This window comes from Antarctobacter heliothermus (assembly GCF_002237555.1).
Taxonomy (GTDB): Bacteria; Pseudomonadota; Alphaproteobacteria; order Rhodobacterales; family Rhodobacteraceae; genus Antarctobacter; species Antarctobacter heliothermus_B.
Genome location: NZ_CP022540.1, coordinates 394,869 through 419,354, shown reverse-complemented (window position 1 = coordinate 419,354; position 24,486 = coordinate 394,869). Strand labels below are relative to the sequence as shown.

21 protein-coding genes and 1 tRNA gene are annotated in these 24,486 nt (G+C 64.1%); 7 read left to right on the top strand and 15 right to left on the bottom strand.

Annotated features, from left to right (window positions below):
• Window positions 1-117: 117 nt before the first annotated feature.
• A complete protein-coding gene (locus ANTHELSMS3_RS02100; RefSeq protein WP_094033428.1) occupies window positions 118-1,671 on the top strand; it encodes a bifunctional metallophosphatase/5'-nucleotidase in 1,554 nt (517 codons plus the stop codon).
• A 122-nt stretch (window positions 1,672-1,793) separates the two neighbouring features.
• Here the strand turns inward: ANTHELSMS3_RS02100 and ANTHELSMS3_RS02095 are convergent, their stop codons facing one another.
• Window positions 1,794-3,593, bottom strand: a complete 1,800-nt coding sequence (locus tag ANTHELSMS3_RS02095; RefSeq protein ID WP_094033427.1) for an ABC transporter transmembrane domain-containing protein — start codon at window positions 3,591-3,593, stop codon at window positions 1,794-1,796.
• 99 nt (window positions 3,594-3,692) lie between these two features.
• Window positions 3,693-3,766, bottom strand: a tRNA-Gly gene (locus tag ANTHELSMS3_RS02090).
• Between the two features lie 159 nt (window positions 3,767-3,925).
• On the opposite strand from ANTHELSMS3_RS02090, the gene ANTHELSMS3_RS02085 reads away from it, so the two are divergent.
• The 3 genes from ANTHELSMS3_RS02085 to ANTHELSMS3_RS02075 all read left to right on the top strand — a co-directional run bounded on the left by ANTHELSMS3_RS02085 (window position 3,926) and on the right by ANTHELSMS3_RS02075 (window position 8,100).
• The gene (locus tag ANTHELSMS3_RS02085; protein ID WP_094033426.1) at window positions 3,926-4,726 is read left to right on the top strand and encodes a PfkB family carbohydrate kinase; all 801 of its coding nucleotides are present in this window, start codon (window positions 3,926-3,928) and stop codon (window positions 4,724-4,726) included.
• Window positions 4,727-4,729: 3 nt separating this feature from the next.
• The gene (locus ANTHELSMS3_RS02080) at window positions 4,730-5,788 is read left to right on the top strand and encodes a methylglyoxal synthase (protein ID WP_094033425.1); all 1,059 of its coding nucleotides are present in this window, start codon (window positions 4,730-4,732) and stop codon (window positions 5,786-5,788) included.
• Window positions 5,789-5,886: 98 nt separating this feature from the next.
• The gene (locus ANTHELSMS3_RS02075) at window positions 5,887-8,100 is read left to right on the top strand and encodes a hypothetical protein (protein WP_094033424.1); all 2,214 of its coding nucleotides are present in this window, start codon (window positions 5,887-5,889) and stop codon (window positions 8,098-8,100) included.
• Window positions 8,101-8,349: 249 nt separating this feature from the next.
• On the opposite strand, the gene ANTHELSMS3_RS02070 is transcribed toward ANTHELSMS3_RS02075, so the two are convergent.
• From ANTHELSMS3_RS02070 to ANTHELSMS3_RS02060, 3 genes are all read right to left on the bottom strand, one after another.
• Window positions 8,350-9,006, bottom strand: coding sequence for an SOS response-associated peptidase (locus ANTHELSMS3_RS02070; RefSeq protein ID WP_094033423.1), 657 nt, complete (start codon window positions 9,004-9,006; stop codon window positions 8,350-8,352).
• A 3-nt stretch (window positions 9,007-9,009) separates the two neighbouring features.
• Window positions 9,010-10,203: a class I SAM-dependent methyltransferase gene (locus ANTHELSMS3_RS02065; RefSeq protein ID WP_094033422.1), complete on the bottom strand. Its 1,194-nt coding sequence runs from the start codon at window positions 10,201-10,203 to the stop codon at window positions 9,010-9,012.
• Between the two features lie 79 nt (window positions 10,204-10,282).
• Complete coding sequence (locus ANTHELSMS3_RS02060) at window positions 10,283-10,582, bottom strand: DUF1992 domain-containing protein (RefSeq protein WP_094036872.1); 300 nt, start codon at window positions 10,580-10,582, stop codon at window positions 10,283-10,285.
• A 206-nt stretch (window positions 10,583-10,788) separates the two neighbouring features.
• Between ANTHELSMS3_RS02060 and ANTHELSMS3_RS02055 the strand changes: the two genes are divergently transcribed.
• A complete protein-coding gene (locus tag ANTHELSMS3_RS02055) occupies window positions 10,789-12,684 on the top strand; it encodes an acyl-CoA synthetase (RefSeq protein ID WP_094033421.1) in 1,896 nt (631 codons plus the stop codon).
• Between the two features lie 7 nt (window positions 12,685-12,691).
• Here the strand turns inward: ANTHELSMS3_RS02055 and ANTHELSMS3_RS02050 are convergent, their stop codons facing one another.
• The 10 genes from ANTHELSMS3_RS02050 to ANTHELSMS3_RS02005 form a co-directional block, all read right to left on the bottom strand.
• Window positions 12,692-14,116 carry an amidase gene (locus ANTHELSMS3_RS02050; RefSeq protein ID WP_094033420.1) on the bottom strand — a complete coding sequence of 475 codons (1,425 nt, stop codon included), beginning with the start codon at window positions 14,114-14,116 and terminating at the stop codon, window positions 12,692-12,694.
• Window positions 14,103-14,438, bottom strand: coding sequence for an ArsR/SmtB family transcription factor (locus ANTHELSMS3_RS02045; RefSeq protein ID WP_254694824.1), 336 nt, complete (start codon window positions 14,436-14,438; stop codon window positions 14,103-14,105). The genes ANTHELSMS3_RS02050 and ANTHELSMS3_RS02045 overlap by 14 nt, the downstream gene beginning before the upstream one ends.
• 58 nt (window positions 14,439-14,496) lie before the next feature.
• The gene (locus ANTHELSMS3_RS02040) at window positions 14,497-15,729 is read right to left on the bottom strand and encodes a mandelate racemase/muconate lactonizing enzyme family protein (protein ID WP_094033419.1); all 1,233 of its coding nucleotides are present in this window, start codon (window positions 15,727-15,729) and stop codon (window positions 14,497-14,499) included.
• Between the two features lie 61 nt (window positions 15,730-15,790).
• Entirely contained in the window at window positions 15,791-16,879 is a 1,089-nt protein-coding gene (locus ANTHELSMS3_RS02035) for an alcohol dehydrogenase catalytic domain-containing protein (protein WP_094033418.1), read from the bottom strand.
• Window positions 16,880-16,972: 93 nt separating this feature from the next.
• A complete protein-coding gene (locus ANTHELSMS3_RS02030) occupies window positions 16,973-18,178 on the bottom strand; it encodes a TCR/Tet family MFS transporter (protein WP_094033417.1) in 1,206 nt (401 codons plus the stop codon).
• A gap of 7 nt (window positions 18,179-18,185) precedes the next feature.
• On the bottom strand, window positions 18,186-19,517 hold the full coding sequence (locus ANTHELSMS3_RS02025; RefSeq protein ID WP_094033416.1) for a lyase family protein: 1,332 nt from the start codon (window positions 19,515-19,517) through the stop codon (window positions 18,186-18,188).
• A gap of 6 nt (window positions 19,518-19,523) precedes the next feature.
• Window positions 19,524-20,234 carry an alpha/beta fold hydrolase gene (locus ANTHELSMS3_RS02020; RefSeq protein ID WP_094033415.1) on the bottom strand — a complete coding sequence of 237 codons (711 nt, stop codon included), beginning with the start codon at window positions 20,232-20,234 and terminating at the stop codon, window positions 19,524-19,526.
• Window positions 20,235-20,238: 4 nt separating this feature from the next.
• Window positions 20,239-21,027 carry a 3-oxoadipate enol-lactonase gene (gene pcaD / locus ANTHELSMS3_RS02015; RefSeq protein WP_094033414.1) on the bottom strand — a complete coding sequence of 263 codons (789 nt, stop codon included), beginning with the start codon at window positions 21,025-21,027 and terminating at the stop codon, window positions 20,239-20,241.
• Between the two features lie 70 nt (window positions 21,028-21,097).
• Entirely contained in the window at window positions 21,098-22,135 is a 1,038-nt protein-coding gene (locus tag ANTHELSMS3_RS02010; protein ID WP_094033413.1) for a hypothetical protein, read from the bottom strand.
• 158 nt (window positions 22,136-22,293) lie between these two features.
• On the bottom strand, window positions 22,294-22,722 hold the full coding sequence (locus ANTHELSMS3_RS02005; RefSeq protein WP_094033412.1) for an FKBP-type peptidyl-prolyl cis-trans isomerase: 429 nt from the start codon (window positions 22,720-22,722) through the stop codon (window positions 22,294-22,296).
• A gap of 190 nt (window positions 22,723-22,912) precedes the next feature.
• Here ANTHELSMS3_RS02005 and ANTHELSMS3_RS02000 point away from each other — a divergent pair, with 190 nt between their 5' ends.
• Both ANTHELSMS3_RS02000 and ANTHELSMS3_RS01995 read left to right on the top strand, forming a co-directional pair.
• Complete coding sequence (locus ANTHELSMS3_RS02000; RefSeq protein ID WP_094033411.1) at window positions 22,913-23,590, top strand: haloacid dehalogenase type II; 678 nt, start codon at window positions 22,913-22,915, stop codon at window positions 23,588-23,590.
• Window positions 23,590-24,411: an alpha/beta fold hydrolase gene (locus ANTHELSMS3_RS01995; protein WP_094033410.1), complete on the top strand. Its 822-nt coding sequence runs from the start codon at window positions 23,590-23,592 to the stop codon at window positions 24,409-24,411. Before ANTHELSMS3_RS02000 ends, ANTHELSMS3_RS01995 begins: the two co-directional genes overlap by 1 nt.
• Window positions 24,412-24,486 lie beyond the last annotated feature (75 nt).

Genomic DNA, 24,486 nt, shown 5'->3' with positions numbered 1-24,486 from the left:
GGGCCGGGGGTCATCCCGCTGTTACAGCCGTGAGCGAGACGCAAAGTCAGGCTTTGACTCTTGGCACGCGCCGGGGTCTGCTATCGGCATAAACACAACCGACAGAGAGGAAACCTCATGTTTCGCATGATGACGGGCGCTGCCACGCTGGCGCTGATCGCCGGGGCCGCACAGGCGGATTATTCGCTGACGATCCTGCACACCAACGATTTTCACGCCCGCTTTGAGCCGATCAGCAAGTATGATTCGGGATGCAGCGCAGAGGACAACACCGCTGGTGAATGCTTTGGCGGTTCCGCGCGGATGATCACTGCGATCAATGCCGCCAAGGCGCGCACCAACAACTACATCCTTGTTGATGGCGGCGACCAGTTTCAGGGCACGCTGTTCTATACCTATTACAAGGGCATGCTGGCCGCCGAGATGATGAACCTCATGGGCTATGACGGCATGACCGTCGGCAACCATGAATTCGACGATGGCCCCGAAGTATTGCGCGGCTTTATGGATGCGGTGGAATTTCCGATCCTGATGTCGAACGCCGATGTGTCAGGGGAACCGCTGCTGGCGGATGCGCTGATGAAATCCACCGTAATCGAGCGCGGCGGCGAAAAGCTGGGCCTGATTGGTCTGACACCGCAGGACACCCATGAGCTGGCCAGCCCGGGCGACAACATCATCTTTACCGATCCGTCGGATGCGGTGCAGGGTGAGGTCGACAAGCTGACAGAAATGGGCGTGAACAAGATCATCGTTCTGTCGCACTCTGGCTATGTCGTCGATCAGCGCGTGGCCGAGAACACCACCGGCGTTGACGTGATCGTGGGCGGCCACTCCAACACCCTGCTGGGTGACATGGACGGGGCTGCGGGCGCTTATCCGACGGTTGTGAACGGCGTTCAGATCGTTCAGGCCTATGCCTATGGCAAGTTCCTGGGTGAGTTGAATGTGACCTTTGACGACGCAGGTGAGGTGATCTCTGCCGAGGGTGCGCCGATCCTGATCGACGCATCGGTGACTGAGGATGACGCCGTCAAGGCGCGCATCGCTGAGGCCGCCGTGCCGCTGGAAGAGATCCGCAACAAAGTGGTGGCCGAAACCGCCGAAGCCATCGACGGCAACCGCGACGTTTGTCGCGCGATGGAATGTTCGATGGGCAACCTTGTCGCTGACGCCATGCTGGACCGGGTCAAGGATCAGGGCATCGACGTGGCCATTGCCAACAGCGGCGGCTTGCGGTCGTCGATCGACGCGGGTGAGGTGACCATGGGCGAGGTGCTGACCGTGCTGCCGTTCCAGAACACGCTGTCGACCTTCCAGATCACGGGCGCGACGCTGGTCGAGGCGCTGGAAAACGGCGTCAGCCAGATCGAGGAAGGCGCGGGCCGTTTCCCGCAGGTGGCGGGCATGACATTCACCGTGGATGCCAGCGCCGAGCCGGGCAGCCGGATTTCCGAGCTCATGGTGGGCGGCGCGCCGGTCGAGATGGATAAGGTCTATGGCGCTGTGTCGAACAACTATGTGCGCAACGGCGGCGACGGCTATGCGATGTTCAAGGATGCCGACAACGCCTATGACTTTGGCCCCGATCTGGCGGATGTGACGGCAGAGTATCTGGCCAAAGACGGCGCGTATCAGCCTTACACCGATGGCCGGATCACCATGAAGTAACAGGCTTTGTGGACGGGGTGTCCCGTCCCGGCAAAGACAGTGGGCCGCTCCCTTTCGGGTGCGGCCCTTTTTGCTGTGTTGCGCGTGGGGAGGGGTGGCGGGCTGAAGCCCGCCCTACGGCGTTATTCTGCCGCCATACCTTCGGTGAACTGGAGGCGGGCGAGGCGTGCATATAGCCCGCCTTCGGCGACCAGCGCGTCATGGGTGCCGGTTGCGACGATGCGGCCGTCCTCCATGACCACGATGCGGTCGGCCTTTTTCACGGTGGCAAGGCGGTGGGCGACGATGATCGTTGTGCGCCCTTCGGCCAGAGTATCGACGGCCTGTTGCACGGCGCGTTCGCTTTCGGCGTCCAGCGCGCTGGTTGCTTCGTCCAGCAGCAGGACGGGGGCGTCGCGCAGGATGGCGCGGGCGATGGCGACGCGCTGTTTCTGGCCACCTGACAGCATCACGCCGCGTTCGCCCAGATAGCTGTCGTAGCCGTCCGGCAGGGCGGTGAGGAAATCATGCGCGGCGGCGGCGCGGGCGGCGGCCTCAACGTCGGCGTCCGAGGCATCGGGGCGGCCAAAGCGGATGTTGTCGCGCGCGGAGGCGGCAAAGATCACCGGGTCCTGCGGCACCAGCGCCATGTGGCGGCGGAAGTCGTGCCGCGCCATCGCGTCCAGCGCCGCGCCGTCCAGCAGGATACGACCCTCTGCGGGATCGTAGAACCGCTGGATCAACTGGATGATGGTGGTTTTGCCCGCGCCCGAGGGGCCGACGAGGGCCACGGTTTCGCCCGGCGCGATGGTCAGGTTGACCTCTGCGAGGGCCGAGATCCCGGGCCGCGAGGGGTAGGAGAAGCTGACGTGGTCAAAGGTGATCTCACCCCGGACAGGCGTGGGGGCGGGCACCGGCGTGGCCGGGTCACTGACCGTATCCTCTGCCTGCAGCAGTTCGACCAGGCGTTCGGTCGCGCCTGCGGCGCGTTGCAACTCGCCGAACACCTCGGACAGGGCGCCCACGGCACCGGCGACCATGACGGAATAGATCACGAACTGGATCAGGGTGCCCGCGCTCATGCCGCCTGCGCGCACGTCCCATGCACCGATCCAGAGCACGCCCACGATGCCGGTGAAGACAAGGAAGATAACGATCATCGTCATGACCGCACGGGTCCAGATCCGCTTGCGCGCGGCGTCAAAGCTTTTCTCTGTCACATCGGCGAAGGTGCCGCGCGACTGGGTTTCATGGGTGTAGGCCTGCACGGTCTGCACGCTGGTCAGCGCCTCGGAGGCATTGCCCGAGGAGGCCGCGATCCAGTCCTGATTCTCGCGGCTGAGCTTGCGGACGCGACGACCCAGCACAAGGATCGGGATCACGACGGCGGGCACGATCAGCAGTACAAGTCCGGTCAGCTTGGCCGAGGTGAACAGCATCAGGACAATGCCGCCAAGGAACAGCAGCACGTTGCGCAGCGCGATAGAGATCGACGACCCGATGACCGACAGGATCAGCGTGGTGTCGGTGGTGATCCGGCTGAGCACCTCGCCGGTCATGATCTTCTCAAAGAACGACGGCGACAGGCCGATGACCTTGTCAAAGACCGCCTTGCGGATGTCGGCCACAACGCGTTCGCCCAGCCGTGTCACCAGCGCATAGCGCAGCGCCGTGCCGACGGCCAAAAGCGCCGCGATCAGCAGCGCGGCCCCGAAATACTGGTCCAGCAGCGCGCCGTCTTCGGTGTTGAAATTGTCCACGACCCGGCGCACGGCCAGCGGCAGGATCAGCGACACCGTGGCGGTCGCAGTCAATGCGGCAAGGGCGGCCAGCATCAAAAGCCGGTAGGGTGCCAAGAAGGGCCAGAGTGCGCGCAGGGATTTCAGCCTGCGTGACTTCTCACGCTCCTGTTCGCCGGTGGCGGGGATGCTCTTGGCGGCCATGGGGGCTCCTTCCTTGTCACGCACAGCGCGTTTTGCCACGCGGGGCGAGAGGGTCAAGCGCCGTCTTGACGCGGGGGAGGGGCGGAAAGGGAAGGATCATGGAGCGGGCGACGGGAATCGAACCCGTATCATCAGCTTGGAAGGCTGAGGTCTTACCATTACACAACGCCCGCTCAGCGGGTTATGTCCTATGATAGACTCAAATCGGGGTCAAGGTCGTGTCGAGGGTTCAATGGCGAAAGCCGGAAGGAAATCTGGATGATCAATTCGGATGCGGGTGTCTTTGCAGGGAAAAACGGTGTGATGTCGACTTGGGGTCAAAGGCACGGCACATGGCCCGCATCCTGATCCTGTCCAGTTGGGTGGCCTATGGTCACGTCGGCGCATCGGCCGGGGCCCCGGCATTGCAGGCGCTGGGTCATACGGTCACGCAACTGCCGACGGTGATGTTGTCCAATCATCCGGGCTGGCCGCAGGTTGCCGGCGTGCCGATCCCGCCGGAACGGATCGGCGCGATGATCGACGCGGTAGAGGCGAACGGCTGGCTTGCGGAGCAGGACGCGCTGCTGGTGGGGTATCTGCCGACACCCGAGCATGTGGCCTTGGCCGTCGAACTGGTGGAAAGGGTGCGTGCCGTGGGGGCGCGGGTCGTGATTGACCCGGTGTTGGGTGATGCACCCAAGGGGCTGTATCTGGCCGAAGAGACGGCAGAAGCGCTGCGGGACCGATTGGTGCCGCTGGCAGACGTCCTCACGCCGAACCTGTTTGAACTGGGCTGGCTGACGGGCACACCCGCTGGCGATATGCAGGCGGCCCGCGCCGCCGCCGAAACCCTGTTGGACCCTGCCCAAGAGGTGCTGGTCACCTCTGCCCCCTTCGGACCGGGCACAACCGGGGTGCTGCGGGTGACTGCGGAGGGCGCGCAGGTCTGTCCAGTGCCGCTGCGCAACGGTGTGCCGCATGGGGTGGGCGACGTTTTCTCGGCGTTGATTGCTGGCGGTTTGGCCCCGGCGGCGGCGCTGGGGCATCTCTCATCGCTGATCGACAGCAGCCTGTATGCGCCGCACCTGCGCATCGCAGAAACGGCCACCACATGGACCCGCGCCATGCCCCTGACCGCACCGGAGATCTGAGCCATGGCCTTTGATTTTATCCTCATGCTGACCGCCAATGACCGCACCATCCCCGACGCCCGCGCGCGTCTGGAAGAGGCGTTGGAGGGTGGCGTGCGCCACATCGGGTTCAAGGACGTGGGCCTGCCATTGTCCGAATTGAAGGGGCTGGCGGCGGCGATCCGCAGCTCCGGGGGCCGGTCGTATCTGGACGCGGACAGTGAGCTGGCCTCGGCCCGCGCGGCGGTCGAGATCGACGTGGATTGCCTGCTGGGCGGGACGCGGGCGCGTGAGGTGACAGAGGTCACCCGACACCATCCGGTGCGGTATTATCCGTTTCCGGGGAAGATCACTGGCCATCCCAGCGTACTTGAGGGGCCGGTTGAGGATATCGCCGCCTCCGCCCGCGAGTTGGCGGATTTTGAGCATGTGCACGGGCTGGACCTGTTGGCTTACCGGTTTGATGGCGCGGTGCCCGCGCTGATGAAGGCGGTCTGCGGCGCGGTGGGCAAACCGGTGATCATGGCGGGCAGCATCGACAGCGAAGACCGGGTTGCCGCCTGCGCGCAGGCGGGGGCGGCGGGGTTCACCGTGGGCACGGCGGCGCTGTCTGGAGTCTTTCCGGCAGAGGGCAGCGGGTTCGCGGCGCAGGTGCGCGCGATACTGGCGATCACAACGCGGGCGCGGGCGGTGTCCACGGCCCCCCGGCGGCTGGCGCTGGTGGCACATGACACGCGCAAGGCGCAGCTGCGCGCATGGGTGCTGCGGCACCGCGCGGCGCTGGCGGGGCACCGTTTGATCTGCACCGGAAGCACCGGGCGGATGTTGTCCGAACTGGCCCCGGAACTGTCTATTCGCCGGTTGCAACGCGGCGACCGGGGCGGCGATCAGCAATTGGGCGCGCTGGTGGCGACCGGCGAGCTGGACGCGGTGATCTTTTTCGCCGACCCGACGGTGCCGCATGGCGGGGATGTGGATTTGCAGGCGCTGATGCGGCTGTCGATGTTGCACGACACGCCGCTGGCGCTGAGCACCTCGGCGGCGGATATGCTGGCGGCGGCGCTGCTGGCGGGCGGGCGCTAGAGATCGTTTCAGTTTTAGGCATTGTCCGGCTCGTGTAGACGCTTCGTTTCCATTTCTTCGCCAATCTCTCCCTGAGTTTCCCTCAGGCAGAGGCGATCATGCCCATTCTATCCATACCCCTTGCCAGTGCTGGCGAGGCTGCCACCGCTTGGCTGTTCGGCGGTAACCTTCTTGCGCCGCGCGCGCCGATGACCGGCCCCGGCAGCCATGCCGAGGCGGTCGAGGCGCTGGGCGTCACCACACTGCGCTATCCCGGCGGGTCGCTGACAGAGAGCTTTTTTGACCTGTCGAACCCGGATGCTGTCACCGCCACTGACAATGAGACCGGTGAGGTGGTGGATTTCATGCCGCTGTCGGACGCGATGGATTTCGCCGAGGGTACGGGCCGCGCGGTGACGATTGTGCTGCCGACGCGCGAACAGATTTCTGCCACGCGGTTTGACGACAATGGTGACCGGTTCGCAGCGGTGGATGAGGCGGAACTGCGCGGTTTCGTGCGTGAGGTGATCACCGGGGACTACGGCGATGCGCCGGTCGCGGGGTTCGAGATTGGCAATGAATACTGGGGATCGGGGCGGATGAACGCGGTCGAATATGGCCGCGTCGCGTCCGAGATGACGCGCATCATCGACAGCGAATTGCAGGCGCTGGCCCCGCTGTACCCCGAGGCGGCAGAGGTCGACATTCTGGTACAGATGGGCACCAACTTTGGCGAATCCTCGCTGGATGAGGTCTATGACGGCTTTACCGACGCCGAGATTGCCGCCGATCTGAACGCCACCTACGGGCTGAACCTGTCGCCAAACGCGCGGATCGACTGGACCGAGGTCAACAACCTGCTAGTGATCGAACAGTTCGACGCGGCGGAACTGGATGCCGTGGACGGCATCATCGCGCATGTCTATTCGCGCGGTCCCGATGCGCCGCACACGCGGTATTTCCACCTCGATCAAATTCAAGACACATGGTTTGAGGAAAATCCGGATCTTGAGATCCATGTGACCGAATGGAACCTGCGGTCGAATTCATCCACGCTGGACGAGGCGCAGGATTACGGTCTGTTTCAGGCGCAGGAGATGCTGGAACAGGTCGAGGCGTTTATGGCCGAAGGCGTAGATGCGGCGCAGGTCTGGCCGCTGATCCAGAACACGCCGTCGGCGCTGAGCGAAGGGATGAGCTATTCCGGCAACACGCCCCCCGGTGAGATGTTTGCCCTGATGTCGGAAAACCTGCCCGGCATGACGATGCTGGATTTCGCGCCGAAGGATGCCCGCGAGACAGAGTATGAGGGCGCGGGGATCGAGGTACATGGCTTTGCCGATGGCGATGACATGCTGCTGTATATCACCGCGTCGCAGGGGGGTGGCGTGGTCCAAAGCGGTGTCGATCTGCGCCCGCTGGTGGCGGATGTCGGCGGGGTCGAGGCAGTGGTGCTGGGCGTCGCTCCGGGGCAGGCGCCGGGCGATACCTCCTCGGACGCGGTGCTGGAGCGGTTGGAGCCGGACGAGGTTTATGACGACGGGATGGTGGACGTGGTGCTGGCCGAGGGTGAGATCCTGCAACTGCGGCTGATCGACGTGATCCCGACGGCGGAGTTTGCGCCGGTGTTTGACAGCACCGCGCCGGGGGCGGGACAGTTTGACCCTGCGGCGGTGTCGGATGATCTGACAGAGGTCGATCTGTCCGATAGCGCCGAGGTTGATGCGCTGCCCGGCATGCCCGCCGCCGCACCTGAACAGCCGCCCGTGATCGCCGCACCGGATGGGGCCATGGTAATGGGGTTCACCGAGAGTGGTCAGACCCCGGACACCGGCCTCCATGACGCGGAAACCGAGGTCAGGTCAAATTTCTTCGACCCTGATCTGGAGGCGGGCGATAGGATTACAGAGGTGCAGGACAACGGGCCGGGGGCGGCGCTGCAAGACTGGGCGGAATTGATGTCGTTTGGCGAGTCGGAGCCGTCAGGGACCGCGGGCGCGCGACCGATGCAAGGCGCAAACGGCCCTGTGCCGGAAGATGGCCCTGCGGGGGACTTGTGGGCTGAGATACATGAGTTGTTGCCGCGCGAGGCCCCGGTGCCGGCGCCCACAACCGCTGCCGATCCCGCTGAGGCTGCGCAGGAGCTTTTGCGGTTGTTGGGATTTGCGCCGGGACAGGAGGCATGGGCAGAGGCGGATGAAGGTCTGTATGACAGACTGCCGGACGAAGACGCGCAGGAAGACAGTAACTCGCCGGGGGCGGGGTTTGATGATCTGGGTCTGAGCTGGGCGATGGCTGTACTGCCGTTGTTTGCCATGGCGGGGTTGGGCTAGGCCCCCAGCTTTGCCGTCCAATGCATGCCCCGCCGTAAAACGCTGAGATAGGCCGGGCTTTCGAGTATTTGACCTGACGTTGCCAAAGTTCAAAAGGTGGAAGGGGCGTCATGCCAGTGGCATGCATCCAGCATGACCCCGTCGGCCTACGGCCTCACCCCGGGGTGTTTCAGGACAGTAGAAGCCGGATCGGGGGCGGTGCAGGTGGGGTTTCACATCGCGGGCGGACGTGGACGGGGGAACTGGCGGTTAAATTGGCGCGATCAGGTCGGGGCCTTTGGCGCGATTCGAGTTCACCGCAGGGTCGACCCGGTGAAAGCGGAGCGCGTCTTCTGGCGCGGCGGTCATCAAGGTGGCCGCGCCGGGACCGTCTTCGCCCAGCCATTTGCCCCAGGTGTCGGGGGACAGGATCACCGGCATGCGGTGATGGATTTCCGACAGGGTGTCATTGGCAGCGCAGGTGACGATGGCGCAGGTGCGGAAGGCCTGTCCATCCCGTTCCCAGTCTTGCCAGGCCCCGGCAAAAACCAGTGGGGCGTCATCGGTCGCATGGATGTACCAGGGCAGGCGGTTGTCCTCGCTGTCCTTGGTCCATTCGTAAAAGCCGGTGCAGGGGATCAGGCAGCGCCGTTCGCGGCACGCGGCCTTGAAGGCGGGTTTTTCGGCGATGGTCTCTGCCCGGGCATTGATCAGCAGCGGGCCGCCGTTGGGGGTCTTGTACCAGTGCGGCAGGAACCCCCAGCGCATAGAGACAAGGCGACGGGTTTCGTCCGCCATCACCGCGTGGATCTGCGTTGTCGGGCAGACGTTGTAGTTGGGCACCTCTGGCAGGTCGTTCGAGGGCACCGCCTTGAACAGTTGCGCCATGGCGTCGGGGGGCAGGGTGACCGCAAACCGCCCGCACATGGATCAGAGCCCGAAGCGGGAGTAATGCAGCAGGCCCCAAGCCGTCAGTTCGCGTTCCAGACGGCCCCAGAGATCGGCAAAGCGCAGCGGGTCCATCTTTGTGACCTCGCGGATTTCAGCAAGGCTGCGACGGTTGTTGATGGCGGCCATCAGCGGCGCGCAGTCGCGCGGGATACGCATCTGCACATCGGCCTCTTTCAGGGTGATCGGCAGCGGGCGGCCCTGCGCCACGGCCTGCGCCGGTTTGCGCATATCGCTGGTGGGCGAACGCGGGATCAGGCTTTGTTTTGATCCGCGTGCGATCGGGCGGTCCTCATCGGCGGGCACAAGATAGCCGAGGTGCTTTTTCATCGTGCCGCGCAGTTTTTCGGCCAGCGCCATGGCGGTGGCGTCGTCCATATCCTTGGGCCGGTCGGTGATCCGCGCCAGATCATAGAGGCCGGGGGGCAGCAACGACTGCAGTTTCCAGCCCGTCCGCTCCAACGTGGCCAGCAGGCGTGGGATGTCAAAGGGCGTGTCCTGTCCGTGCAACAGCAGGTCATAAAAGCCCGCGTCGCTTTGTTTGTGATCGGTGACATTGCCGTTGGCGGCAAAGGGGTGGCCCTTGTGCAGGGTGCCGACGAGCTTTTTCGCCTTGGACAGCCGTACCTGTGGGGCCATTCCGTCGTACAACGTGCCAAAAGCCTCTTGTAGCTGGTAGATGCCGGAGCGGCCGTAGGGCGCGTAGACCATGAAGCCCATGCCGCCGCCGGGGGCGACGGCGGCGCGCAGGGCGGCAAAGCCCGCGTCCGGGTCGGGGAGATGGTGCAGCACGCCGCAGCAGTCGATATAGTCAAAAGGGCCATGATCCGGCGCATCCAGCAGGCTGCCGGTGACGAAGGTGATGCCCGTCAGGCCGCGCGCCTTGGCCCGCGCCTCGGCAACTGCGCGCGAGGCTTTGGAGAGGTCCAGATAGGTGATCTCATAGGGGGCGCCCGCGCTGGTCATCATCTGGGCGATCTGGATCAGTGCATCACCGGTGCCGCCGCCCGCGACCAGAACCCGCAGCGTTTGCGACCAATCGCGCTGACCCTGAAACAGGTAGTGGTCGATTTCCAGCGGATGTGAAGGAGAGCCGGTGATCAGGCGCTTTTTCTCATCTGCCGGGTCACGTTCCGGGTAGGGATAGCTTTCGTACTGTTCCTTGACCGATACCATGCGCGCGTCTCCCTAATGCTGCGCCCCGGTTTGCCCCAGAAGCACGGCGGGGGACAAGCCTTGATCGTGGCGCGCGCTGTCAGCGACGTTTGGCGATTTCCAGCCGGGTATCAGCGAGCGCGATGTCGCGGATCAGAGCCGCGCGGGCGCTGCGGTCGTGCGTGTCGCGCAGACGTTCGCGCAGGGTGGCCAGTTCGCGGAGGAGGGCGACCTCTTCGGGGACGGCGCCGTTCTCTTTCAGGATGCGGGTCATGACCGCGTTTTGCGGGTCGTCGCAGGCGGGCAGCGGGCGGCCCGCGCCCTTGAGATTGTCGAAAGCGCCAGAGCGTTCTGCCGCCTCGATGCGGGCGTTGATGAGTTCGAGCAACGGGTGGTCCATAAGGCGTTTCATTGCCACAAATTCGATCTCTGTGAAAGACATGACGCGTAAAGCCCGGCCAGAGCGCCCGTAAACAGCAAGCTGCTGGCTTAATGTCAGGCAAAACGCTGCGTCACCACATGATTGCCGCCGCGTTGCGCGCACTTGCGTGAAATGGCAAAGGCTCACACACTGGCGGCAACGAAAAAACGGGAGGAGAGACGCCCATGACCTATGCGGGAGTGGACGATCGCAATGCAATCGTGGCCGAAGGCCCTTGGGCAGAGCGGGATATTCCGCCGACGCTGTGGGGGCAGTTGACGCGCACGGCGATGCGGTTTCCGGACCGACCTGCAGTCAGCTATCAGCTGCTGTCCGGTCCGACCGACAAGGCTGAAACCCTGACATGGGCCGATGTACAGGCGCAGACCGCACAGGCGGCGAACCTGTTCCGCAGTCTGGGTGTGGGGGAAAACGACGTGGTGGCCTATGTGCTGCCCAACTGCAATGAGACCATCGCCGTGCTGCTGGGCGGAATGGTGGCGGGGATCGTGAACCCGATCAACCCGCTGCTGGAGCCGGAACAGATCGCGTCGATCCTGCGCGAGACGGACGCCAAGGTTGTGGTCACGCTCAAGGCGTTTCCCAAGTCTGACATCGCGCAGAAGATGGCCGAGGCGGTGCGCAATGCGCCCCACGTGCACACGGTGCTGGAGGTCGATCTCAACCGCTATCTGACCCCGCCCAAAAGCTGGATCGTGCCGTTTGTGCGGCCCAAGAACCCGGGCAACCATCACGCCGACATCAAGGATTTCCGCAAGGAAATGGCCAAGCAGCCCAAGACGCTGGCCTTTGCGGATGGCACGGCGGACCGTGTGGCGGCCTATTTCCACACCGGCGGCACGACCGGCATGCCCAAGGTTGCGCAGCACACATATTCCGGGATGCTCTACAATGGCTGGCTGGGCGATACGCTGTTGTTCAGCGAAGACGACAGCGTCATGTGCCCCTTGCCGCTGTTCCACGTTTTTGCGTGCCATGTGATCCTGATGGCCATGGTGTTTTCGGGTGCACATGTGGTCTTCCCGACCCCTGCGGGCTATCGGGGTGAGGGTGTGTTCGACAATTTCTGGAAGTTGTGCGAACGCTGGAAGACGACCTTTGTCATCACCGTGCCCACGGCGGTATCGGCGCTGATGCAGCGCAAGGTGGACGCCGACATCTCATCCATCAAGACGGCTTTTTCCGGTTCCTCGCCCATGCCGTTAGAGCTGTTCAAGCGGTTTGAGGCGGCCTGCGGTGTCACCGTATGCGAAGGGTATGGCCTGACCGAGGCGACCTGCCTTGTCTCGGTCAATCCGGTCGATGGCGAAAAGAAAGTCGGCTCTGTCGGAATCGCCTTGCCCTATACGGACGTCCGGATCATCCGGATGGTCGAGGGGGAGCCGGTGGAATGTGGTGTCGACGAGATCGGAGAGATCTGCGTGTCCAACCCCGGTGTCTATGCGGGCAAGACTTATACCGAGGCGGCCAAGAATGCGGATCTGTTCCACTATGGCACCCATCTGCGGACCGGTGATCTGGGACGCATCGATGCAGATGGCTATATCTGGATCACCGGGCGGGCCAAGGATCTGATCATCCGTGGTGGTCACAACATCGACCCGGCGGAAATCGAAGAGGCGCTGCTGGCGCATCCGGCGGTTGCCTTTGCCGGGGCCATCGGCCAGCCCGATGCACACTCGGGCGAGTTGCCCTGTGCTTTCGTCGAACTGGTGGCCGGTGCCGAGGTGACAGAGGCAGAGTTGCTGGAGCACGCCCGCATTCATGTGCATGAACGCGCCGCACATCCCAAACACATGACCATCCTGCCGGAACTGCCCAAGACAGCGGTCGGCAAGGTGTTCAAGCCGGATCTGCGCAAACATGCCATCACACGCGTCTACAACGACGCACTGGAAAAGGCGGGCTGTGCTGCGCGCGTCGTGGCGGTGGTCGACGACAAGAGCCGGGGTCTGGTGGCACAGGTGCAGGCGAACGGCGCAACACAGGACGAAGTCGGCAAGGTGCTGGGCGATTTTGTCCGGCCCTGGGATTGGGCAGAGGTAAAGGCGGCCGCCTAACGCTCTGCTAGTGTGTCACCACCGGATCAATGGGCGTCGGGGGGAACCCCGTCGCCTGTTCCAGCCGCCGGGCGATCTGCAACAGGCGCGCCTCACCCCTTGGCGGGCCGATCAGTTGCAGGCCCGCCGGCAGGCCGCGCGCGTCGCGGCCCACGGGCAGCGATAGCGCCGGAAGTCCGCACAGCGTCGCAAGAAAGGCAAAGCGGAGCCAGTCGATGTAATCGCGGCTGGGGTGGCCTGCGACCTCGGGCGGATATTCAATCTCGACCGGCAGCGGGCCGATGCCGGTGACCGGACCGGCCAGCACATCAAAGGTGCCAAAGAACTGGCGCATGGTGTCGTAAAGGCGTGCGCGGGTCAGGTGGGCCTCGGCGATGTCGTCGACAGTGAGCGCCCCGCCCTCGGCGATGTTCTGGCGCAGCGTGGCCTTGTAACGGTCCGACACGGCGCTGGGCGTGGCGCGGAAACCGGTCCACATTCCCAGCCCGCGCAACGTGCGAAAGGCGGCGTCGGTGCCGGTGGTATCCGGCGCGGCCTCGACCACCGTCACATCTGGCGCCTGCAGTCGGGTCAGCGCGTCCGACAGCAGCGCGGCCATGTCCGGCTCTACCGGGGTCAACCCACCAAGATCAGGGGCATAGGCGATGCGGATTTTGCCTGCGTCGGCGCGGCAGGTGGCCAGATAGCTTTGCGCCGGGGCCGGGTATGACAGCGGCGACACCGCATCCCAGCCCGCCATGGCGTCCAGCATCAGGGCGCAATCCTCGACCGTGCGGGCCATTGGCCCCTCGACACCAAACGGGTTGAAGCCGTCGCCGCCGGGGCTGGCGACCACTCCGGGGGAGGGGCGCAGCCCGACAATGCCGCAAAAGCTGGCCGGAGTACGCAACGATCCGCCCACATCCGACCCCTGGCTAAGCCAGACCTCACCTGTGGCCAACCCAGCCGCCGCGCCACCGGATGAGCCACCGGCGTTCATTGTGGTGTTCCACGGGTTTCGGGTCATGCCAAAGACCGGGTTGAAGGTATTGGCCCCTGCGCCCATTTCGGGCGTGTTTGTCTTGCCAACGATCACCGCGCCATTGGTCTCTAGCCGCAGGACCATCGGGTCCGAGGTGTTGGACACATGGTCGGCAAGCGCGGGCGTGCCACAGGTACTGCGGATCCCGGCGACCGGGGTCAGATCCTTGATGCCGATGGGCAGACCCGCCAGCAGGCTGGCCGGGTTCGCCGCATCGGCGGCCCGCCGTGCGCGATCAGGGCAGGGCGTGACCATGGCGTTGATGGCAGGACTGGTCTCGGCAATGCGCGACAGGCTAGCCTCTGTCAGGTCGCGCGGGCTGACCTCGCCGCGCTTGAGCAGGTCCACCACGGCGCAGGCGGTCAGACGACACAGGTCAGGGCCGGAATAAGGGGGGTCAGCAGGACTCATCGGATTGGGCGCAGAATATGTCGTACAATAGACCGATCACCCGGTTGGTGTTGTCGTCTGCCAGACTGTAGTAGATCGTCTTGCCGTCGCGCCGGGTTTGCACCAGCCCCTCCTCGCGCAAGCGCGCCAGCATCTGGCTGACGGCCGCCTGTCGGATGCTGAGCAATTCTTCGAGTTCGCCCACGGATTTTTCGCCTGACCCCAGATGACACAGGATCATCAATCTGCCTTCATGCGCCAACGTCTTGAGAAAGGCGGCAGCGTGCTGGGCATTGGCTTGCATTTCCTCCGGGGGAGGCGGCAGTTTGGTCAGATCTTCCATGGGACTCGCGGTTTGCTCTTTCAGAGCAATATAAACGCCTCGTTCCGGAAATGCGAGATCATGATTCGGTTGCTGGCGCTCCGCCCTGAAACGCGTTGCCGTTTGCATAATCACAAGGCGCATCCTGCATCTGCAAGTGCAAACCATCGCCGGTGAAGGGATGCGCGCGGGCCAGTTCCTCATCAACTTCTATGCCCAGACCGGGGCCCTGTGGCGCGGGGATAAAGCCGTCCTCGACCTTGATGGTGCCCTTGATCAGCGCATCGTGGAACGGGGTCTCGATACATTCGGCGATCAACAGGTTGGGGATGGAGACGGCAAGCTGGATATTCGCGGCCCATTCGATGGGACCGGCATACAGGTGGGGGGCCATCTGCGCGTTGAAACTTTCGGCCATAGCGGCGAGTTTGCGCATTTCCCAGATGCCGCCCGCGCGGCCCAATGCCGGTTGCAGGATGCTGGCCCCGCCGGTGCGCAACAGGGTGGCAAATTCGGCGCGGGTGGTCAGCCGTTCGCCAGTGGCGATGGGGATGCGGACGGCGCGCGCCACCTCGGCAAATTCCAACGGATTGTCGGGTGGGATCGGTTCCTCGAACCACAGCGGCAGGTAGGGTTCCAACGCCTGCCCCAGACGGATCGCACCTGCGGTGTTGAACTGACCATGGGTGCCGAACAGCAGGTCGGCCCGGTCGCCCACCGCCTCCCGGATCGCTTTGCAAAAGGCGACCGACATGGAAATGTCGCGCATGCCCGGCTGATGGCCGCCGCGCATGGTATAGGGGCCTGCGGGATCGAACTTGACCGCCGTATAGCCGCGATCAACGCAGTCCAGTGCGGATTCTGCGGCCATTTTGGGGGAGGTCCAGAAATCGTCCATGCCGTGTTTGGGCAAAGGATACAGATAGGTATAGGCGCGCACGCGGTCGTTGATCATGCCGCCCAGCAGCGCCCAGACAGGGCGATTGCGTGCCTTGCCCAGAATGTCCCAACAGGCGATTTCCAGTCCCGAAAACGCCCCCATAACCGTCAGGTCGGGGCGTTGGGTAAAGCCGGAGGAATAGGTGCGGCGGAACATGCGTTCGATGTTTTCGGGGTTTTCGCCCTCAAAGTAGCGGGCAAAGACATCCTCAATTACGGCGCGCATCGCCTCTGGCCCAATCGACGAGGCATAACATTCGCCCCAACCGATGATGCCGTTCTCAGTCGTCAGTTTGACAAGAATCCAGTAACGCCCGCCCCAGCCGGGGGCCGGGGGCGCGGTGACGATGATATCGAGATCGCGGAGTTTCAAGGCGGGCCCTCCTGCGGGAGCGATGTTGGACGCAGAGACGGATTTCCAGCGAAAATCCGAGTTACGATTTGTCGAACACGATCACATTGCGACGCGCGCCGCCACCCTTGGTGTCGGCAATCGCCTCATTGATCTGCTCCAGTGCCCAGCGGCCTGAAACCAGTTCATCCAGTTTCAGGCGACCCTGACGGTAAAGGTCGGCCATCCACGGGATGTCGCGCTGGATCACGACATCGCCCATCTTGGACCCGACCATCTGCTGCCCCATGAACGCCTGCACAACCGGCTCATAGCTGGCCATGGCACCGGAATGGGGCATACCGATCATCACCATGCGCCCGCCCCAACCGAGGTAGCGCAATGCCTGATCATAGGCGGGGATCGCGCCCACGGTCACCGCCACCACATCCGCGCCACGGCCCATGATGTCGGTGGCGGTTTTCCAAGGGGCCGCTTCGCTGGCCAGCACGCCGTCGGTTGCGCCAAAGGCGCGGGCGGTTTCCAGCTTTTCCTCGCTCATGTCGACGGCGATGATCCGGCGTGCGCCGCCAATTCGCGCCCCCTGAATGGCGTTGAGGCCCACGCCCCCGGCACCGATCACCACCACGTCATCGCCCGGACGCATCTTGCCCGCATTGATCACGGCACCGATGCCGGTGATCACGCCGCAGGCCAGCAGGCAGACCGCCTCTGCCGGCATGTCCTGCGGCATGACGACAACCTGACTTTGATCGACGACCACCTTTTCTGCAAAGGCGCCGCAGAACATGGCGGGGATCACCGGCGTGCCATCGGGGCGCATCAGCACCGGGTCGCTGCGTCGGTCGCCGATGCAGATGGTGGGCTGGCCGCCCGCACAATTGGGACAGGTGCCGCATGCGCGGATCAGGGTGACGACAACGCGGTCCCCTTCTTTCAAGTCGGTGACGCCGCCCCCGATAGCGGTGACATGGCCTGCCGCCTCATGGCCGTACACGGCGGGCAGATCGCCGCCCCAAGCCCCTTCGGCATAAGAAATGTCGGAATGGCAGATGGCGACCGCCTCCAGCGTGACCTCGATCTCTCCGGCGCCGGGCGCGCGGAGGTCAAGCTCTTCGATCTGGAGGGGCGCGTCGAAGGCGGTACAGACCGCAGCGCGAATGCGTGGCATGGTGGAAGACTCCCCGTGTTTTGGCTGACCCTGAGGATGGGTTTGGGCCGTCGCCCGTCAGAAACCGACATGATGCCTGTCGCTTGCGGACCGTTACGTTACGGCAGGGAGGCGCCTCGGCCAGACAAAGAGCAGCAGCGCCGCCAAGACCAATGTCATAGCGACCAAAAAAGGCGCGCCGGGCAGGGGATTTTGCCTTTCAGGCGCGGTGAAGAGTGCAAAAACCTGAGACATCAGCGCGGGGGCCACCATCATGGCAACCGCCACAGTGGAGGTCAGCACGCCCTGCAACGCTCCTTGTTCGTCGGGGCCAAGGCGTTGACTGAGAATGGCTTGTTGTGCGGGGGCGTAGGTCGCGCCAATGGCCGCAATCGGGGCGAAGAAAAGCACCAGCATGCCATTGGTCACCAGTCCCAGCGCGGCAAAGCCCATAGCCGAGACGGCAAGGCCGAGCGTTGCGGTGCCGCGTTCTCCGAAGACGCGCAGGAGCACGCCCATCAATCCGCCCTGCACGACGGCAAAGGACACGCCGAAGACTCCCAGTGATAGGCCGATCATGGCGGGCGACCATGCGAATTGCGCCTGCGCAAAGAACGACCAGATCGCCGGATAGGTGCCAAAGGCCACGTTGTACAGGAAATAGACGACCAGCGCGCGGGTCAAACCGGGCAGGCGGTTCAGGGCGCGAAAGGCCCCAAACGGGTTGACGCCGCGCCAAGTGACAGGGCGGCGATGTGCGGCGGCATGCGTTTCGGGAAAGCTCATAAGGCCAAGCAAAACGCCCGCGCCGCACAGCCCTCCTGCCGCCCAGAATGGCGCGTGTGTGCCCAGCTCTGCCAGCAGGCCGCCCAGCACCGGGCCAAGAACAAAACCCAGCCCAAAGGCTGCGCTGATCAGGCCAAAGCCGCGTGCGCGTTTGCCCGGTTCTGACAGGTCGGCAATGGCGGCGCTGGCGGTGGATTGCGTGGACGAGGCAATGCCGCCGATCATCCGTGCCAGCACCAGCATCCAGAGCGTGTTGGCCAGCGCCAGAACGATATAGTCCAAGACCATGATCGCCAGGGTGCCCAACAGCACGGGCCGCCTGCCATAGGCGTCAGACAGGCGGCCCATGAAGGGGGCAAAGAGGAACTGCATCACCGCAAAGATCGTGCTGAGAACGCCGCCGATCAGCGCCGCCTCTGACAGGGGCTGGCCGGTCACTTCCTGAATCAGGTCCGGGACGACCGGCAGGATCAGGCCGATGCCCATGGCGTTCAGTGTCACGGTGGCCAGCAGAAAGACAACGCGCGGGCGCATCGCCTGTTCAGGCCGTCAGCGAGGTGACGGCCTTGGCAAATGCCTGCGCCTCTGCCGGGGCGGTGCCCATCTGGGTTGCCGGATCAAACAGGGTTTGCGGCAGATCGGGATGGGCCGCGCGGGCGACCTCTGACAGAGGGCGGCCGCTGGCGATGGCCTCTTTGCACAGGTTCTTTGACAGGGCCTGCGCCTCTGGCCGGGGCATGGAGTCCGCCAACGCAAAGGACAGCGCCTCTGCCATGAGCAGCCCGCCGGTGGCGTCCAGCGTGGCCGCCATGGCGTCGGCGTCGGGGGTCAGCGTTTCTGCCAGTTCCTGCGCATGGGTCATCGCGGCGGCTGAGGTCAGCACCAGTTGCGGCAGGCAAAGCCATTCGGTGAACCATGCCGCGCCGTCGCGCTGCTGGCGGTGCAGGCTGGTGCCTTGCAGGGTCGCGTCCAACCCCTGCGCATGGCGGGCCAGCGCCACCAGTGCGGAGGGGGCTACCGGGTTCTGTTTCTGCGGCATGGTTGACGACGCACCAGAGCCGCCCAACCGTACCTCGGAAATGCCGCTTTGGGTGGCAAGGGTCAAATCTTCCCCCATCTTGCCAGCGATCAGCGCTGTGCGCGTGAACCATGAGGCGATGGATAGGAGCGGCGTGCGGTCGCTGTGCCAGCTATGCCCCGGATCGCCCAGCCCCAGCGCCTCTGCCATGTGGGCACGCAGGCCCGCCGGGTCCGTCCCCAGCGCGGACGCGGTGCCCGCCGCGCCGGACAGCGAAACCCGAAGCGCAGTTTCACGCAAAGCGGGCAGGGCGTTCAGCGCCTCAATCAACGGCCAGCCCCATGCGGCGACCTGCGCGCCAAAGCTGGTTGGCGTGGCGTGCTGGCCATAGGTGCGCGCGGCCATCGGGGTTGTCGCGTGGTCGGTCGCCAGCCGTGCCAGCGCGGTCAGGGTGGCGCGCAAGCGGTCCTCCTGCTGGGCCAGTGCCTGACGCAGGCGCAACATCAGCCCGGTGTCCTGAACGTCCTGCGAGGTTGCGCCCCAATGCAGGAACTGCGCGTGTTCTGGCGCATTCATCGCGGCGCGAAAGGCACTGACAAAGGCAGGTGTGACAACGCCGTTCTGGCCCGTCGCCTCGGCCAGTTGTGCCGGGTCGATCTGGCATTCGACGCTGGCGCGCTGGATTGCGGCGGCGGCGGTTTCGGGGATCATGCCCTGAGCGGCCTGCGCCTTGGCCAATGCCGCCTCGACCAGCATCATGGCGCGAATTTCGGCGCTGTCCGAGAATAGGCGGGCGGTGTCGCCAGTGGCAAAGAGGCGGGTCAGGTGGGCGCTGTCAAAGGGTGTGGCGGGCATGGACGATCAGACTTTCACTAAGGTGTCGATGGTGCGGGCAAGCGCATCAGGCATGGAAAAGAACGGCGAATGGCCGCTGGGCAACTCGGCCACGCGGGCCGGGTCAAACCGCGATGCCATCACGCGCTGAAAGGCAGGAGGAATGGCACCGTCCTTGGTGCAGACGATATAGCTGCGGGGCAAATTGCGCGAGTTGTCCGTCAGGGGGATAGGCGTGGCAGATGCGGCAGCCGATTGCGGACAGATGCGGTCCAGCGCGTAGGCGACGTCCTCCGGCGAACAGTCCTGATAAAACAGATCGGGCGCCATGGCGGCATCGAAGGTAAAGCTGCGCCGGTCCTCTGCCATGCGGATGGCGGGCAAAAGCGGCTGTTCGTCGGCCTCCAGCCGCATCTGAGTCAGGCTGAGATCCGGCCAGGGATCATAGGCGCAGAGATAGACCAGACCTGCGATTTGCGTCGGGTCCATCTCGGCCGCCTGGGTGATCGCGAAACCGGCCATGGAATGCCCCACCAACACCGTCTGCCGGTCCAGCGCGTCAAGGATGGCCTGCCCGTAGCGCTGTAAGGTGACGTCGTTGACCGGAGTCGGGTCGTCGCCGTGTGACGGCAGGTCGATGGCGTGGACATCGTGGCCAAGGGAGGTCAGCGCGGGCAGCATGGCGCGCCAGCACCATGCCCCATGCGATGCGCCGTGGACCAGCAGGATACGCGCCATGCCGTTAACCTGCGCCCTGTGCCTTCAGGAAGGCAGAGAGTATGGCGGCATACTCCACTGGTTTTTCCACGCAGGGCAGGTGGCCCGCGCCCCGGATCAGTTCCTTTTGCGCGCCGGGGATCAGATCGGCGGTCTCAAACACCAGATCGGGCGGGGTCGACCCGTCCTCTGACCCGGCAATGGCCAGCGTCGGCAGGCGCAACCCACTGGTGGAGGAAATGAAATCGGTGCCTGCAATGGCAGCCGCGCAGCCGGTCCAGCCCATCGAAGGCGTGCGCAGGAACATGTTGCGCCATGCCGGAAATTCAGGGTCCGCATGGAAGGGTTTGGAAAACCAGCGATCCATCGTCGGGTCCACGACCGAGGCCAGCCCGCCCTCATTCACCGCGGCGACCCGGTCGGCCCACATGTCGCGGGTGCCGATCTTGGCCCCGGTATTGGACAGCACCATCGCGCGGACCAGATCCAGCCGCTTGGCCGCAAGCCCTTGTGCGATCATCCCGCCAATGGACAAGCCAACAAAGATGGCGTCCTTGAAGCCGGTATGGTCCATCAGTTTTTCGGTGTCCGAGATCAGCGCGCCCATGCTGTAGGGCCCGTCCGGCACATCCGACAGCCCGTGCCCGCGTTTGTCAAAGCGCAGGATGCGCAGGTCTGCGGGCAGCATCGGCAGGATCTTGTCCCAGAGCCGGTAATCCGTCCCCAGCGAGTTGGCAAAGACGACGGGCATGCCGTCTTCGGGGCCGGTGACGTCATAGTGCAGGCGCAGATCGCCGAATTGAGCCATGTGCATGGTGTGTTGTCCCTCCGTTTGGGGGGGTCTACCCCGAACGCCGGGTGAGGAGAAAGGGCTTTGCCGCAGGTCAGTACTTCGTGTCGAGCGGCAGAAGGCCAATGCTCATTTCAAAAAACGTCGATGTTTGTCCGGGGTCCCTATTCAGGTCCACAAGGCCGAGAAAACTAAAGTCAGCAGTGTAGTAGGGGATTTGGACGCCGCCGCCGCCGCGTTTAATCTGGAGCTCGACACGGCAGTACATGGATGACCCTGCGCTGTTCCAGTGAGGTTGAAAATAGCCCGGACCCGTCAGGACAGAGATGTACTTTTCGGGTTGGTTGGCCTGCGGTGGAACGCGGCCCCTGTAATGGACTTGGTGGTCCCCGGGAAAAACGATGTCTGCCGTGGTCGGGTCCGAGGCGCGGGTTATGAGGTCGTCAAAATTGTACCCCTCTTTCACAAACGATCGCCGAAATGTCAGGGTGTGACTCGACTGGCAGATCTGTCGAGCCAGCCGGTCCATGTTTTCCGGTGTGTCGACGAAAATGGTGTTGGCTTCGATGTTTTCCGTCATTTCGATGCCCAACAGCCGCGCTTCGGCGAAGGTGTCGATATAGCGCATCTCTGCCGATGGCGTGCCTAGCACGAGCGCCAAAAGTTCCTGCGGCAATGCCGGTCCTACTGTTGACGTCGCCTTGTAGGAACGGTCTGCCAACAGTTTGGCCACCTGCAACGCGACAGAGAAGACCTCTGCGTCCGACGTTGCCGGGGCTGCGTCGTCCCGAATGAAGGGCGAGTGAAAACCCAACCTTGCGCCGGGCTCCAATTGACGGCTGGGGTATGGGCTGTTGGCGCCGAAGGTCATGCCGAACATGAAAAGGATCGCGCAAGAGGACAGGCATTCGTTGTCCGTGCGCACGCGCGTGCCAAAGTAGAAACCGTTTTCGGAACGGTCCGACGCTTCGAGAAAGGCCAGCACCTCGGGCAGCGATCCGCCGGGACTGTTGAGGCAGATGCGGGGCGCGTAGTGGTCCAGTAGGCCCTCGTCAATGGCGCGGGTCAGGTCCCCTTTGGCGATGGGGCCCTCGAACAGTAGGGAACAGTCGCCGTATCCGGACGGGGTCATCTTGCTCCACGTTCCGGCAAGCGCCGGGCCAGCGAGAACCAAGAGGGTCAGAGACGTGAGGAGGCGGTAAATCGTAGACATGAAACGGGCCTGTCATTTGCAACAACAGGCCCATCAATCTGCCCTCGATTCGGGAGATGCAAGAGTATGGAGAAAAGTCAGGCGATCTCGACCAGTTCGATGTCGAATGTCAGATCCTTGCCCGCCAGCGGGTGATTGGCATCCAACGTCACCACCTCTTCGGTCACCGCGACAACGGTCACGGGCAGCACCTGACCGTCGGGGGCCTGAACCTGCAACTGGGTGCCAAGGTCCAGCGGGATGTCGGCGGGGATTTCCGTGCGGGGGACGTCCTGACGCGCGTCGGGGTTTGTCGGCCCATATGCCTCGTCCGCGGGAACGGCGACGGTTTTCTTGTCGCCGGCGACCATGCCGGGGATCGCCTTTTCTAGGCCGGGGATGATCTGACCCTCACCAACGGTGAATTCCAGCGGGTCACGGCCTTCGCTGGAATCGAACTTGGTGCCGTCTGTCAGAGTGCCGGTGTAGTGAATGCGCACGGTGTCGCCGGATTTGACCTGCGTCATGGGGGAACCTCGATGTTTGGGGGGGTGATTGGGAGAGGCCGGGGGCGTCCCGGGTGCTCAAGATTGGCAATAAACTATGCTTCCGGCGACTGTATTGCAAACGGTTGTCTGTGCGGGGTCGCCCGGATCGGGGTTTTCGGCGGTCGCGACCCGTGTCAGGGTGCCGCAAAATCCCGAGAGGAGAGCGATCATGGCGATCAAGGTTTGCGTTTTCGATGCCTATGGCACGCTGTTTGATGTGGCGGGGGCCGCGCGCGTGGCGTCCGAGGAACCGGGGCGCGCGGCGCTGGCAGATGTCTGGCCGCAACTGGCTGCCGACTGGCGCACCAAGCAACTGGAGTACAGTTGGCTGCGGGCAGTCACGGGGGACTATGTCCCGTTTTGGCAGGTTACCAAGGACGGTCTGGACTGGGCGATGGAACGCGCCGGGCTGGACGATCTGGAACTGCGCGAACGTCTACTGGCGCTGTACTGGGAACTGCCTGCCTACCGCGAGGTGCCGATGATGCTGGCGCAACTGCGCGCCAAGGGCGTTGCGGCGGCGATCCTGTCGAACGGTAACAAGGACATGCTGGAGGGCGCGGTCGACAGTGCCGGGATTGGCGAATTCCTGCAGGCGTTGTTGTCCGTCGAACAGGTTGGCATCTTCAAACCCGCGCGCGCGGTCTATGATCTGGTCGGGCAGGAATTTGGCTGTGCGCCGGATGAGGTGCTGTTTGTGTCCTCCAACGGCTGGGACGCGGCGGGGGCGGCGGCCTATGGCTTTGACACGGTCTGGGTGAACCGTATGGGCCTGCCGATGGATCGCCTTATGGCGCAGCCGGCCCATGTCCTGAGCGATCTGACCACCATACCGGAGCTTGTCTGATGCCACATTTCACGACCTCTGACGGGTTGTCGCTGTTTTATCGCGATGAAGGCGAGGGGCTGCCGTTGCTGTGCCTTGCGGGGCTGACGCGTGACAGTCGTGACTTTGATTTCGTCGCGCCACATCTGACCGGCGTGCGGTTGATCCGGTTGGATTACCGGGGGCGTGGGCAATCGGACCGTGGGCCGCATGAGACTTATCAGATCCCTGTCGAAGGGCGCGACGCGATGGAGCTTCTGGACTATCTGGGGCTGGACAAGGTGGCGGTGCTGGGCACCTCGCGTGGCGGGCTGATCGCCATGGTTCTGGCCGCGACGGTCAAGGACCGGCTGCTGGGGGTGGCGCTGAACGACATCGGGCCAGAGATTGCGGGGACCGGACTGGAGGTTATCAAGGGCTATCTGGGACGCACACCGCCGCAAAAGACGCTGGCCGAGGCCGCCAAACGGCGAGCGGAGGTGATGACCGGATTTGTTGGCGTGCCCGAAAGCCGTTGGCTGGAAGAGGCCGAGCGGCTGTTTGTGCAGGGCGAGGACGGTCTGGACCTGCCTTATGATGCCAAGCTGCGCGAGGCGGTGCTGGGCGGCAATGTGCAACCCGCCCCGGATTTGTGGCCGTATTTCGATGCCTTGGCGGGGCTGCCTCTGTGTGCGCTCAGGGGTGAGAATTCAGACCTGCTGACGCCTGCCTGTTTTGCCGAGATGCAAAAGCGACGCCCGGACATGATCGCGGTCGAGGTCAAGGGCAGGGGACACATCCCGTTTCTGGATGAGCCCGAGGCGCTGGAGGCGCTGCGCAAGTGGCTGGGGATGTTAAAGTAGCCGGCGGGACGGGAGCGGCGCTCTTGCCCCCTGCGGGGCCAAGTCGCCCCGCCCACCGTCCCCGGCCGCAGGACG